Source organism: Caballeronia sp. LZ028, assembly GCF_031451415.1.
GTDB classification, from domain to species: domain Bacteria; phylum Pseudomonadota; class Gammaproteobacteria; order Burkholderiales; family Burkholderiaceae; genus Caballeronia; species Caballeronia zhejiangensis.
This window is the reverse complement of the sequence record NZ_JARUXN010000001.1, coordinates 1877149-1890075: the sequence shown is the minus strand read 5'-3', so window position 1 is coordinate 1890075 and position 12927 is coordinate 1877149. Positions and strand designations below refer to the sequence as shown.

Here is a 12927-nt window from a genome sequence, read left to right as displayed (position 1 = left end):
CGTCATGGCGCAGGCCCGAACGACCGGAAAAAAAATCGGAAGGATCGTCGCATGGATTTTTGCCGTTCTGGCGGTTCTGATCGCAATACTGGTGGTCATTTTTCTGACGTTCGACTGGAACCGGCTGCGGCCCTGGGTGGACGACAAGGTATCGGAAGCAATCGGCCGCCGCTTCGAAATCACCGGCGATCTGAAAGTCGGCTGGCAGCGTCCGCCGAACGAGACGGGCTGGAAACGCTGGGTGCCGTGGCCGCGCTTCTCCGCTGAAAAAATCACGATCGCGAATCCGGACTGGGCGCGCCAGCAGCACTTCGCCACGCTCGATGAAATCGACTTCCAGGTCGAAGTGCTGCCGCTGCTCGCGCACGACATCGTGATTCCGACGATCAATCTCGTGAATCCGTCGATCGATGTCGAGCGGCTCAAGGACAATCGCAATAACTGGACGTTCAAGTTCAAGCAATCGACCGAGCCGTCGACCTGGAATCTCAAGCTCGGCGATATTTCACTCGCGAAGGGCACCGTCGATATCCACGATGAAGTCACGAAGGCCGAGATGCAGGTCGTCATCGATACGCTCGGCCAGGCCGTGCCGATCGGCGAGGTGATGAAGCAGCAGGAAGCGGCGTCGGCGAAGTCGTCGGCGGAAATGGTCGGCAAGAGCGGCGCGGCGAAGCTCAACAAACAAGCGGATGCGGCCGCGGCCTCGGAAGCGTCGGCGGCGTCGGCTGCATCGGCGGCGGCTGCGGCGAACGCATCGGCGCCGAATCCGGCGAGCACGTCGGCCAATACCAGCATCACGACCAAGGAAGGCCCGAAACCGCCGATTCCGCCGTACGCATTCGGCTGGACCGTGAAGGGCACGTACAACAACGGCAAGGTTTCGGGCGAAGGCAAGCTCGGCGGCGTGCTCGCCGTGCAGGACGCGAAGCGCCCGTTCCCGGTTCAGGCGGACGTGCGCCTCGGCGACACGCATATCGCGTTCGTCGGCACCGTGACCGATCCGGCGCATCTGGCCGCGCTCGATCTGCGCCTGTGGGTTCAGGCGGTGAGCATGGCGCATCTGTATCCGTTCACGGGCGTGACCTTGCCCGAAACGCCGCCGTTCGCGACCGAAGGGCGTCTGACCGGCCAGTTCCGCGAGGACGGCAACGTGTTCCACTACGAGAACTTCACCGGGCGCGTCGGCGGCAGCGATATCAACGGTTCGCTCGTCTATGCGGGCAAGAAGCCGCGTCCGCTCCTGAAGGGCGAGCTCGTGTCGCATTTGCTGCAGTTCAAGGATCTCGCGCCGATCATCGGTGCCGATTCGAACGCGAGCAAGGCGAAGCGCGGCGAGACGGAGAAGCAGCCGTCGTCGAAGGCGCTGCCGACCGAAGAGTTCAAGACCGATCGCTGGAAGGCCATCGATGCCGACGTCAAGTTCACCGGCCAGCGCATCATCAAGGATCCTGATCTGCCGATCACCGATCTGTACACGCACGTCATCATGAACGACGGCGTGCTGTCGTTCGAGCCGCTCAAGTTCGGCGTGGCGGGCGGCTCGCTCGCATCGAACATTCATCTCGACGGCAGCGCCGCGCCGCTCAAGGGCCGCGTGTCCGCGCAGGCGCGGCATCTGAAGCTCAAGCAGTTGTTCCCGACCGTGAAGACGATGCAATCCGCGCTCGGCGAGGTCAACGGCGACGCCGCGCTTTCCGCGACCGGCAATTCGCCCGCGGCGCTCGCGGCGACATCGAACGGCGAGGTGAAGGCGCTCATCACGGAAGGCACCGTGAGCCGTCTGTATATGGAAGCGGCGGGGCTGAACGTGGCGAACGTGGTCTACGAGAAGCTCTTCGGCAAGCGCGACGTGAACATCAACTGCGCGGCGGCGGATTTCGTCGTGACCGACGGCGTGCTCGATTCGCGCGTGTTCGCGCTCGATACCGACGATGCCGTCATCAATGTCGACGGCACGATCAATCTGAAGACCGAGGACATGGATCTCGGCATCCATCCGCACACGAAGGGCCTGCGCATTTTCTCCCTGCGCTCGCCGCTGTACGTGAAGGGCACGTTCAAGGATCCGCACGTCGGCGTAAGTCCGGTGCTCGCGCTGCGCGGCGCGGCCGCCGTGGGTCTCGGTCTCATCAATCCGTTCGCGGCGCTGATTCCGCTCATCGCGCCGAGCAACAACAAGCCGCTGCCTTGCCAGCAGATGCTCGCCGATATCGGCAAAGCGCCGACCGCGCCGCCCGCAGGGCAGAAGCAGAAGGCGAAGGCGGCGCCGGCGTACATGTCGTCGGATGCGGCGGCGACCGGCGTGGCCAAGTCCAAGGACAAGGACGCGAAGAAGCCGGCGGCGCCGGCGCCCGCCAGCGCCGCGCAGTATCGCGGCAGCTAAGTCGCCGCCGCGCGCTCAGAACGCGTAGCGCACGCCCGCGAAGATGCTGCGGCCTTCGCCCGGATAGAAGATCGCGGTCGACGACGCGGTGCGCGCATCCGCGATCGTGCTGATGTCGCTCACGTAGCGCTTGTTGGTCAGATTGCGCGCGTCGAGAAACACCGAGAGGCCGTTGCGAAAATCCATCCCCGCCTGCACGCCGATGAGCGTATAGCCCGGCACGCGCAACGTGTTGGCGTCGTCGGCCCACGCGCCCGCCGGCACCCAGTCGACGGATGCGGAAATGTGAAAGCCGTTCGGCCGCGCATAGCCGAGCACGGCGCGCAACACGTTCACCGGCACGCCCGCGATGCGGTTGTTGCCGTACTGCGGATCGTCCTTGAAGCGGAAATCGCTCAGGTTCCACAAGCCCGACAGCGTGATCCTGTCGCCCGCGCCCGCGTGCGTGACGTCGCGCCACACATCGACCGATACGCCGGCTTCGATGCCCTGCAGCACCGTCTTGTTCGCATTGAACGTCGATGCCGGTATGTCGGGATTCGTCGTGTACTGAAGCAACTGGTCGCGCACGAGCGAGCGATACGCGGTGACGTCCCAGCTCACGCGATCGCGCGTGCCGCGCGTGCCGAGCTCGAGCGTCCACGCATGCTGCGACGTGAGCGGCGTGAATTGCGTCGTGCTCGAAAAGGTCTGCGTGAGATCGCCGAAATCCGGCACGTCCTGGCTGCGCGTAATGTCCACATACGCCTGGATGTCGCGATTCGGCTGCCACATCAACCCGAGCTTCGGATTCACGCCGCTGAAGGTCTCGCTAGCCGACTTGTAGTTCGGATCGGCCGCGAGCCCGCCGTGATCGACATACTTGCGCACGTCGCGCAACGCCTTGAAGCCGGCCATCAGCGCGACGGTCGGCAGGAAGAACAGACGGTCTTCGACGTACGCCTCGTAGTTGTAGGCGCTTTGCGTCGAATCGAGCGTTTGCGCGCCTTCGTTGCCCGACACGTTCACGTACTGCCGCGCCTGCGTGTTGCCGCCGAAGAAACGCGCGCCCGCGATGACATCGTTGCGCATCCCGCTCACGTTGAACGTCGCGGTATAGCGCGGCGCGATGCCGTAGGTCCAGCCGTCCTGATCGATGACCTGGAAGATCGGGTGATACAGACTCTTGTGGATTGCCCATGTGACGATATCGAGCTGCCCGACATCGAGCTTGACGGTCGTCTTGTTGGCGATGCGCTCGGTGCGCGTATCGCGCGCCTGATCGCCCGCCAGCGCGCTCGCGGATGCCTTCGTCGGATTGTTGAGCGCGTCGGAAAGCGAGAGCGTGCCGGGAAGCTGCTGATCGACGACATACGCGCCGAGATAGAAGCGCGTCTCCACATCCGGCGAGAATCGATAGCCGATATTCGCGTTGAACTGCTCGTACTGGCCGCGCTCGTGATCGCGATAACCGTCCGCATGATTCACCGAGAAAGTGCCGATGAAATCCAGCGGACCCATCACGCGCGAAAACTGCGCGCTGCCCCGGATCGTGCCGAAGCTGCCGCCTTCGAGCCGCACGATGTTCGGCGCATCGGCGGTGTAGGCGGAAGGCGTGACGAAATCGATCGCGCCGCCCATCATCGACGAGCCGTACGCGAGGCCGTTGCCGCCCTTGTAGACATCGACGGATTGCAGCGCGAGCGGGTCGATCTGATAGTAGTCGCCGCTGCCATCGGCGAGATTGGTCGGGATGCCGTCCTGCAGTATCTCCAGCCCGCGCGTGTGATAGCCGCGCGCGAGGCCCGAGCCGCGAATCGAGAGGCGCAACTCCTGGCCGTAGCGGTTCTGCACGAAAACGCCGGGCACGTTCTTGAGGACGTCGCGCAACGTGAAGGCGTAGGTGTTCTGGTAATCGGCGCTATCGACGAAGCCGACCGAGCCGACCGTCGCGTCGAGCGTGCGCTTCTGATCGGCGACGTTTTGCGATGTCAGCGAATGTTGCGCCTGTCCTTGAACGATGACGGCGGGAAGCGTCGCGGGTTCGGCCTGCGCGAATGCGCGGGTCGCGGCGAGCGCGGTGAGGCCCGTCATGAGGGCGCGTTGTCGGGCGAGTCGCTTCATGGCAGCGTCCTCGCTTCTGCGTGTGCGGACGGCACGACGCCGCCCCTTGCTGAAAGTGAGCATGGTTCTTCTTCGAATTCGTGATGAATGAGCGCGGCGCGATGGACGCGCGGCGCCGTTCGATGCCGCGAAAGGCAATCGATCCGTTAGGACGAATCAGACGAGAACCGGAGGGGCGCGAGGCTGCGCAGTGGTGAAAGGAGGCGCGGGACGCTCGATGTGAATCCGCGCGACCGCGACGCTGCGGCGCGCAGGAACGTCGAGCGCTGCGGGGGCCCGTGCATCGGAGATGGCGGGCGCGTGCGCGAAGAAGTGACAGTAGCCGCAAGCCTGGTCGTCGAGATGCGCGAGCGTGTCTGTCGAATGCGTCGAATGATGACCGCCCGAACGCTCGACTGTCGACGCATGCGCCGAACAGAGCTCGGCGGTGAGTTCGTCGGCATGCGCGCTGGCGGCGATCAGTTGCGAGACCATCGGCGCGAACGTGATCAGCAGCATTGCGAGCAATGCCAGCAGTGAACCCTTTCGTTGATGGAAGCGACTGCGCATGAGGACGAAGATTTGCAAATCCCGAGTGGCGGGATTATGCCACCCGCTTACTTTGTATTACAAAGCAAAGCGGACATAAATTTTCGCCATCAGCGCGCGGACATGTTGTCCCCATCGATTGGGGAGCACCCTGTTGAAAACGCGCCTAAAAGTCTGCTAAATGACTGATGCCGAAGGAAAAGTCATGCGCGCTTCAGGTTGCATCAATGCGTATCGGGCTTTGTATAACTTATCCCCAGCGCACGGGGAAAGGGCTGTGGAAAACCGCTTGGCGACTCATCTAATTTCTTGATTTCGCGCTGAAATCCCCGCGCGACGCGCATCGCGCCACATTTTCGCTCGCGCGCGCGACATCGATGCGATGCCCGACTTATCCACAATTTCTGTGGACAGTAGTGTTGAAAAGCCTCGCGTAGACGCGTTAAGTCTTTGATGAATAAAGATTTGTACGACCTGATCGAGACGGGCGAGCGCGTGCATCGCGATCGTGCCGCGCGCCAGGTTCAGATCGAAATGCCGGGACCGCCGTTGCTGCCCAGCAGTTGTTCGACCGAATTCGCGTCCGTGTAGTCCTGCTCGGGCAGGCCGTCGAACACGGTGATGACGTCGTTGGATACGCCCGCCTCGCGCGCCGCATCGACGATCGCGTCCTTGTTGGCGGGGTACTTCACGAGACGTAATACCTGGGCGATCTCGTTGTCGATCGGCTCGTCGTTCAAGGCGTGCTTTGCGTGCGTGTCGGTCATTCCGAGGTCCGGTGTCGAGTCAGTGAATGAGGAGGCGCGTCAGGTCTGGACCTGAATCGTCTGGCTCGCCATGCCGTGACTCGGCGTGCGCGATTTCGGCAGCGGCACATGACGCCAGCGCGCGTGATCGAGATCCTGCGCCGCGACTTCGGGCGCGGGCGGCGATACCGGCGCGGCGTTCACGCGCAGCGCGGCGCGCGTCGCGGCAATGGCGGCGGTGGATTCGTCGGTTGAACTCGTGTGCAGCGGCGCGGCATAGCACGAGACGGAAACCAGAGCCATCGACAACAACGTTGAGGTCTTCATCGGGCAACCCCTCCTCACGTAGGCAGCAGAAAAGACCAAGCAAAGCCTATGCCGATGGATATTTCCGCCACCCGCCGTGCGCTCGGACCATGACAGCGCCGCGCACACGGGCGCGACGAGTGGGCGTCGCGCAGACATACTTCGAGTGAATTGTGAAGTCGATCCGACCCGCGCGAAACGCGCGCACGCGAAGCGTGACGCGCCGCGAAATTGCACGGCTGCGCAGTTTCAGCGCGACGTCGGGTTCAGACGGAAGTATGCGTCCAGAAGTGAGGTTTTGTACACGACGCCGAGCAGCAACGGCTGCGTCTTTTTTTCGATGACCGGCAGGCGTTCGCCCTGGAACGCGAGGAAGTGCTGCAGTGCTTCGCCGAGCGACATGTCGGGCGTGAGCACGTCGAATTCCGGCTGAAGATAATCCGCGGCGGTTTTGGATGCGCAGGTCTTGTCGTCGAGCAGATCCGACGTGATGTTCTTTAGCGCCACCACGCCCTGAAAGCGCCCGGCGTCATCGACGACGTACAGATACTTCACCGGATATTCGAGGAACACGCGCGTCATGTCCTTGATGTTCGCGGACAGCGGCACGACGGTATCGGCGGGCTTGACGAGCTCGCGCATCTGCGTCGCGGCTAGACGCAGGCGCTCTTTCTCTTCACGCGTGCGCCGCAGCGTGACTTCGTACATCGATGTCTGCTCGGACGTGCGCGCGATGAAGTACGCGATCACGCACGAAACCATTAGCGGCAGCATGACCTGATACGACAGCGTCATCTCGAAGATCATCAGGATGGCCATGAGCGGCGCGTGCGTGGCCGCGGCGAGAAACGCGCCCATGCCGACCATCGCGTAGGCGAAGGGCGCGGACGTGGAGTCCGGCCAGATCGAATGCACGCCGATGCCGTAAAGACAGCCGAGCACCGCGCCGACGAAGAGCGTCGGCGTGAAGATGCCGCCGACCGCGCCCGAACCGGCGGTGGCCGCCGTCGCGATGATCTTGAAGACGAGCACGGTGAGCAGCGCGGTCCAGGTCCACGGTTCGTGCAGCAGCGAGTTCACGACTTCGTAACCGTTGCCCCAGACTTCGGGCCACCAGATCGATATCACGCCGACGATCAGCCCGCCCAGCGCGAGGCGCACGGGCAAGGGCAGGGGCAAGGTCGAGAAGCGTTTTTTCGATTCGGCGAGCAGCCGCAGGAAGTGCGGCGCGAGCGTGCCGCAGAGCAGTCCGAGCACGACGAAGAGCAGCACTTCGATGCCGGTGACGGTCGGGAACACCGGCATCTCGTACGGCGGCCTGTAGCCGGCGAACTCGCGCATCGTGATGTTGGCGACGACCGACGAGACGACGATCGGGCCGAAGCTTTCCATCGCCATCGAGCCGAGCACGAGTTCGGTGACGAAGAACGCGCCGGCGATAGGCGCGTTGTACGCCGACGTGATTCCGGCCGCCGCGCCGCACGCGACGAGCAGACGCAGGCGCGGCGGATCGAAGTGCACCCAGCGCCCGATCAGCGACGACACGAGGGCGGCGAGTTGCACCATCGACCCTTCGCGACCGATCGAGCCGCCGCTCGAAATCGTGATGAGCGACGACAAACTGCGCCATACGCTTTGCCAGACGGGCACGACGCCATCGCCGATGGTGACGGCTTCCATGTAGTCCGTGCTCGCATTCTTGCTCGCGCGCTTGCGGGCGATCAGCAGGCAGACGCCCGCGATGAGACCCCCCACGGCGGGCAACAGCACGCGCACGGGCCAGGGCAGGCTTTGCGCGAGCGCGACGAGACCTTCCGAATGATTGCCGAGGAGCCGCTGAAGGATCTCAATGCCTTCGCGAAAGACGGAGGTGGCGAAAGCACCGGCCACGCCGACGACCACCGCCCAGACGAGCATCGTATGCGAGTCCGACAGACGGAAAAGCCGTTGGGCCCGTGTACGGAGCTTGAGCAGAAAGGAGAGCACTTTTGCGAAATCGTGGAATGCTTAGAAGCAAATGGAATAAGGGACTCGCAAGGATAGCATTGCAGGGCGGCGCTGCGGACGTCGAAACGCGTTCGTCAGGGTCGAAAAAAAGCCCGGCACACGCCTGGCCGGGCTTCGTCGGAGCAATCGCGCGTCACCACTTCGGCGCGAACGGCGGATTCGCATTGCGCTTGCCTTCGTCGAGCGCATCGATTTTCGCGATGTCGTCGGCGTCGAGCTTCAGTTTCTGCGCGTCCCAGTTGGCTTTCTGATGCTCCGGATTCGTCGATGCCGACAGCACCACGATATCGCGCGAAAGCAGCCACGCGAACGTCACCTGCGCGGGCGTCGCGCCATGCTTCCCGGCGATCGCCTTGAGCGTCGCGTCCGTATGCGCGCGCCCTTCGCCGAGCGGCATGTACGCGGTCACTTTCACGCCGAGCTTTTGCGTCGCATCGACGAGCGCGCGGTTCGCGAGAAACGGGCTCACTTCAATCTGGTTCGTGACGATCGCGTCGCCGCCCGGCGCCTTCAGCGCTTCTTCGAGCAACGGCGCGGTGAAATTCGACACGCCGTAGTGGCGGATCAGCCCGAGCTTCTGCGCTTCCTGCATCGCCGCGATCGTTTCGGCGATCGGCACCGCGCCGTCGGGCGACGGCCAGTGCACGAGCGCGAGATCGATCGTGCCGATGTCGAGCTTCGCGTGACTGTCCGTGAGGCTCGCGACGAGCGCGTCGTGCGAGAGCCGTTCCCACCAGACTTTCGTCGTTACCCAGATAGCGTCGCGCGCCACGCCCGATTCGCGCACGCCCTGACCGACGGCCGCTTCGTTGTTGTAGTACTGCGCGGTGTCGATATGGCGATAACCGAGCTGCAAGGCGCTCTTCACCGCGTTCGTGGTCTTCGCGGCATCGACGCGAAACGTGCCGAGACCGAATGAAGGAATCGTTTCTACCATGCTGGCTCCTGGTGAGTGTCGAGGTTTCAAGCGTCCTGATCGAGTTCGGGATAGTGCCTGAAAATGCCCGATTCGTTGAACGGGATGCGCCGTTCCGAATCGACGTAAGCCGCGATGTTCGGCCGTTGCAGCACCGCATCATGAATCGCGGCCACGCGCGGATACTGCGCGCCGAACTCCTTCATCGCGCGCGGAAAGGCGTAATGCAGGCCATCGACGATCTGGAAGATGGACAGATCCACGTAAGTCGCCGTATCGCCGATCATCTGCGTATCGCCGTGCGGGTTCTGCGCAAGCACGCGCTCGAAGTACTTCATGAACTTCGGCACGCGCTTGTCCAGAAAATTCTGCGTACGGATTTTCGCCGCGTCCTTTTGATCTTCGTAATAGAGATCGGTCGCGAGCGGATGATGCGTGTCGTGCACTTCGGCGACGAAATCCGCGATCGTCAGTTGCAGGCCGTGCGCGACGTAGCGCAGGCCCTCGTCCTTCGGCGCGAGGTTCAGCTTCGGCCCGAGATAAAGAAGAATGTTCGCGACGTGCGGGACGATCAGCTCGCCGTCCCTGAGGAACGGCGGCGCAAACGGAATATGCGGCTCAGTCTTGCTGTTCAGGACTTTCATCATCGCGTCCATGCCGTAGCCGCTTTTCTTCGATTCGCGCGCGACGTCGATATATTCGGCGCCCGCATCTTCGAGCGCGAGCCGGACGAATTCGCCTCGGCCCTGCAATCCGTCCCAATAGTAGAGTTCGTAAGCCATGAGAAAGGGCTCCTCGTCGGGGCATGCCGCAACGGCGGCGAAGCGTGAGTGTGCGCGTTTTTGACGTTCGGCGGGAAACGCGCGAACGAAGGGGCGGACGAGCAACACGCGTTCCCGTCGCGCGGCGATGCCATGACTCGTCGCGAATCGTGCAAAATCGATGTTTTGCGTTTTCGAGTAGCGGAGAAGAGATGAACAAGCAAGGCTTCACCACAGGCATCGTTCACGGCGACAGAAACGCGGGCGGCGAGCACGGCGGCGTGCGCCAGCCGATCCACACATCGGTTCAGTACGGATTCGAGCGCGTGGAAGATCTGATCGGCGTCTTCCAGGGCACGAAGAAAGGCGGTTTCAACTACGCGCGTCAGGGCACGCCGACCACCGCCGCGCTCGAACGCAAGATCACGAGCCTCGAAGACGGCATCGGCTCGATCTGCTTCGGCACCGGCATGGCGGGAATCACCGCCATTTTCCTGACCTTGCTGCGCGCGGGCGATCATCTCGTATCGAGCCGCTACGTCTTCGGCAACACCAACAGCCTGTTCGGCACGCTGCGCACGCTCGGCATCGAAGTGACGATGGTCGATGCAACTTCCGCCGAGAACGTCGCGAACGCGATCAAGCCGAATACGCGCATGGTGTTCGTCGAGACCATCGCTAACCCCGGCACGCAGATTCCCGATCTCGAAGGCATCGGCGCGTTGTGCCGCGAGCGCGGCCTCGCGTATGTCGTCGACAACACGATCACGTCGCCGGCGCTGTTCCGGCCCAAGGCGGTCGGCGCGAGCCTCGTCGTCAATTCGCTGACGAAGACCATCGCGGGTCATGGCGCGGCGCTCGGCGGTGCGGTGACGGACACGGGTCTCTTCGACTGGAGCGCCTATCCGAACATCGCCGATGATTACCGCAAATCGCCATCCAAAGAGCAGGGCTTGCTGCAAGTCCGCAAGAAAGGGCTGCGCGACATGGGCGCGTCGCTGTCGTCTGAGCAGGCGCATTCCATCGCGATGGGCGCGGAAACGCTCGCGCTGCGCGTCGCGAAGTGCAGCGAGAACGCGCTCGCGCTCGCCCAGTATCTGGAGAAGCACGAGGCCATCGGGCGCGTGTTTTATCCGGGATTGAAGAGTCATCCGCAATACGAGATCGCTCAGGCGCTGTTCAAGGGTGCGTCGTGGCTGCTGTCGTTCGAGTTGCGCCGCGCAGACCGCATGATCGATGTCGTCAACGCGCTGCAGTTGCCGGTCAAGGCGACGGGCCTCGGCGACACGCGCACGCTCATCATTCCCGTTGCGCCGACGATCTTCTTCGAAGCCGGCCCCGAAGTGCGCAAGTCGATGGGCATTTCCGACGGCATGCTGCGGCTTTCGGCGGGCATCGAAGATATCGACGATCTGATCGCCGATTTCGAGCAAGCGCTCAAGCTCGCGGCATGACCTTGGTGCGCGCCTCGCGCACTACGAGGCGCGCGCGTAGTAAATGTTCTGCGGATGGCGCGCTTCGGCGAAGAAGAACCATCGCTCGGCGACGAGCCCGAGATACTGCGTGACGCACGCGAGGCAGAAGAGCGCGACCGATTGCGCACCGATCCCGAGCAGCATCAGCACGAAGGGCACGGCGAACGCGCCGACGAGAAACGTCCACTTGATGCGCGCGATCGCTTGCGCCGAGCGTCCGTGAAAGAACTCGCGCAGATTGAACGCGCCCGCCGTGAAGCCCCGCGACTTCTGCACGACGTTCGGCCCCTTGATGCCGGTCGCGCTCTGCACGGTCGATTTTGGCCGCAGCTTCGCATTGCGCTTGAGCGCGGCGACGCGCGTCGCGCAGCCCGCGAGCGTCAACGTGCAAGCACAAGCGGCGAGACCCGCTGCCAGCGACGGCGCGAGCCACGCGGCGCACGCGGTCGCCAGCGTGAATCCCGATGCGCAGCCGAGCAGCACGAAGTTGACCATCGTGAGCGGCGTCGCCCATTCCTGCAGGAAGCGCAGGCATGCGTAGATCATCGCGGTGCAGACGAAAAGCGCCGCCGACGCGATCACGCCGATCACGCCGACGGCAAGCGACCACGGCGCGCCGAGCCAGTGCGCGAAGCCGTACAACGCGGCGCATCCGAGGAACGCGGGCAGGCACAGGCATTCGCGCGACAGCCACGACGTACGCCACATCGCGATGGCGCGCCACGCCCGCTCGGGATGCCCGAGATGAAAAAACGATGCGACGAGGCCCAGCCCGCCGAGCACGACCGACAACGCCGCGCCGAGGATGAAGAACAGTTGCGAAGGCGCGTCGATCAGACCGAGCTTCGCGCACGCTTCGACACCGACGAGCGCAATCAGCAAGCCTTGCGCGGCGCCGCTCAATGTCGTGAGAAACACGACGGAAAACGCGGGTTTCATGTTCGAGCTCCGATGAAAGTCAGACGCGCACGGCCATCGACGCGAGATTGAGTTCGCCGTGCGCTCCGGGTGCGTCCGGCGCTTCGGCGTCTTGAGACTGACAGCCGCACGAGCCGCCGCCGCTGCTGCACGCATTGACGGGACGACGCGGCAAATAATGATTCGCGGGCTTCGTGTCCCATTCGGGCATCAACTGATAGCCGCCGCGCTCCTCGATCGCCTTCGACACGACCGACTCGGGATCGTGGATATCGCCGAAGAGCCGCGCCGACGTCGGACACGCGAGCACGCACGCCGGCTTGCGATCGCGTTCGGGCAGCGCCTCGTTGTAGATGCGATCGGCGCACAGCGTGCACTTCGTCATCTCCTTGCGCGCTTCGTCGAGCTCGCGCGCGCCGTACGGACACGCCCACGCGCAGTACTTGCAGCCGATGCACTTGTCGAAGTCCACGAGCACGAGTCCGTCTTCCTTGCGCTTGTAGCTCGCGCCGGTCGGACAGACGGGCACGCACGGCGGATCCTCGCAGTGCAGGCACGACTTCGGAAAGTGGATCGTATCGGCGAGCGGAAATTCGCCGGCTTCATACGTCTGCACGCGGTTGAAGAAGGTGCCGGACGGATCGGCGTCGTACGGGCGCTGATCCGCGAGACTGCCAGCTTCGCCGGACGTGTTCCATTCCTTGCAGCTCGTCACGCAGGCGTGGCAGCCGACGCAGACGTTCAGATCGATCACCAGGGCCATTTGAGTCATGCCGGTCTC

11 protein-coding genes are annotated in these 12927 nt (G+C 63.6%); 2 read left to right on the top strand and 9 right to left on the bottom strand.

Annotated elements, in window-relative coordinates:
* Positions 1–4 precede the first annotated feature (4 nt).
* Positions 5–2386 (top strand): AsmA family protein, encoded by a 2382-nt coding sequence (locus QCE58_RS08945; protein WP_034473425.1) that lies wholly within the window; start codon positions 5–7, stop codon positions 2384–2386.
* Positions 2387–2401: 15 nt separating this feature from the next.
* Here QCE58_RS08945 and QCE58_RS08940 read toward each other — a convergent pair whose 3' ends face one another.
* From QCE58_RS08940 to QCE58_RS08910, 7 genes are all read right to left on the bottom strand, one after another.
* Positions 2402–4489 carry a TonB-dependent receptor gene (locus QCE58_RS08940; protein ID WP_033537159.1) on the bottom strand — a complete coding sequence of 696 codons (2088 nt, stop codon included), beginning with the start codon at positions 4487–4489 and terminating at the stop codon, positions 2402–2404.
* 156 nt (positions 4490–4645) lie between these two features.
* Positions 4646–5038: a DUF2946 domain-containing protein gene (locus QCE58_RS08935; protein ID WP_284502391.1), complete on the bottom strand. Its 393-nt coding sequence runs from the start codon at positions 5036–5038 to the stop codon at positions 4646–4648.
* A 503-nt stretch (positions 5039–5541) separates the two neighbouring features.
* Positions 5542–5784, bottom strand: coding sequence for a DUF2795 domain-containing protein (locus QCE58_RS08930; protein ID WP_034473428.1), 243 nt, complete (start codon positions 5782–5784; stop codon positions 5542–5544).
* Between the two features lie 39 nt (positions 5785–5823).
* On the bottom strand, positions 5824–6090 hold the full coding sequence (locus QCE58_RS08925) for a hypothetical protein (protein WP_008349457.1): 267 nt from the start codon (positions 6088–6090) through the stop codon (positions 5824–5826).
* A gap of 228 nt (positions 6091–6318) precedes the next feature.
* Positions 6319–8055: a ClcB-like voltage-gated chloride channel protein gene (locus QCE58_RS08920; protein WP_008349459.1), complete on the bottom strand. Its 1737-nt coding sequence runs from the start codon at positions 8053–8055 to the stop codon at positions 6319–6321.
* Positions 8056–8209: 154 nt separating this feature from the next.
* Positions 8210–9013, bottom strand: coding sequence for an aldo/keto reductase (locus QCE58_RS08915; protein WP_250521145.1), 804 nt, complete (start codon positions 9011–9013; stop codon positions 8210–8212).
* A gap of 26 nt (positions 9014–9039) precedes the next feature.
* Positions 9040–9774, bottom strand: a complete 735-nt coding sequence (locus QCE58_RS08910) for a glutathione S-transferase (RefSeq protein WP_008349463.1) — start codon at positions 9772–9774, stop codon at positions 9040–9042.
* A gap of 191 nt (positions 9775–9965) precedes the next feature.
* Here QCE58_RS08910 and QCE58_RS08905 point away from each other — a divergent pair, with 191 nt between their 5' ends.
* The gene (locus QCE58_RS08905; RefSeq protein ID WP_008349465.1) at positions 9966–11207 is read left to right on the top strand and encodes a cystathionine gamma-synthase family protein; all 1242 of its coding nucleotides are present in this window, start codon (positions 9966–9968) and stop codon (positions 11205–11207) included.
* 21 nt (positions 11208–11228) lie between these two features.
* On the opposite strand, the gene QCE58_RS08900 is transcribed toward QCE58_RS08905, so the two are convergent.
* Positions 11229–12167 carry a DmsC/YnfH family molybdoenzyme membrane anchor subunit gene (locus QCE58_RS08900; RefSeq protein ID WP_175982237.1) on the bottom strand — a complete coding sequence of 313 codons (939 nt, stop codon included), beginning with the start codon at positions 12165–12167 and terminating at the stop codon, positions 11229–11231.
* 19 nt (positions 12168–12186) lie between these two features.
* On the bottom strand, positions 12187–12918 hold the full coding sequence (locus QCE58_RS08895) for a 4Fe-4S dicluster domain-containing protein (RefSeq protein ID WP_175982236.1): 732 nt from the start codon (positions 12916–12918) through the stop codon (positions 12187–12189).
* Positions 12919–12927 lie beyond the last annotated feature (9 nt).

What these genes read in the sequence shown, in the direction of transcription:
- QCE58_RS08935 (WP_284502391.1), bottom strand. Translation starts at nt 5,038, where the DNA reads ATGCGCAGTCGCTTCCATCAACGAAAGGGTTCACTGCTGGCATTGCTC.
- QCE58_RS08915 (WP_250521145.1), bottom strand. Translation starts at nt 9,013, where the DNA reads ATGGTAGAAACGATTCCTTCATTCGGTCTCGGCACGTTTCGCGTCGAT.
- QCE58_RS08900 (WP_175982237.1), bottom strand. Translation starts at nt 12,167, where the DNA reads ATGAAACCCGCGTTTTCCGTCGTGTTTCTCACGACATTGAGCGGCGCC.
- QCE58_RS08925 (WP_008349457.1), bottom strand. Translation starts at nt 6,090, where the DNA reads ATGAAGACCTCAACGTTGTTGTCGATGGCTCTGGTTTCCGTCTCGTGC.
- QCE58_RS08905 (WP_008349465.1), top strand. Translation starts at nt 9,966, where the DNA reads ATGAACAAGCAAGGCTTCACCACAGGCATCGTTCACGGCGACAGAAAC.
- QCE58_RS08895 (WP_175982236.1), bottom strand. Translation starts at nt 12,918, where the DNA reads ATGACTCAAATGGCCCTGGTGATCGATCTGAACGTCTGCGTCGGCTGC.
- QCE58_RS08910 (WP_008349463.1), bottom strand. Translation starts at nt 9,774, where the DNA reads ATGGCTTACGAACTCTACTATTGGGACGGATTGCAGGGCCGAGGCGAA.
- QCE58_RS08940 (WP_033537159.1), bottom strand. Translation starts at nt 4,489, where the DNA reads ATGAAGCGACTCGCCCGACAACGCGCCCTCATGACGGGCCTCACCGCG.
- QCE58_RS08930 (WP_034473428.1), bottom strand. Translation starts at nt 5,784, where the DNA reads ATGACCGACACGCACGCAAAGCACGCCTTGAACGACGAGCCGATCGAC.
- QCE58_RS08945 (WP_034473425.1), top strand. Translation starts at nt 5, where the DNA reads ATGGCGCAGGCCCGAACGACCGGAAAAAAAATCGGAAGGATCGTCGCA.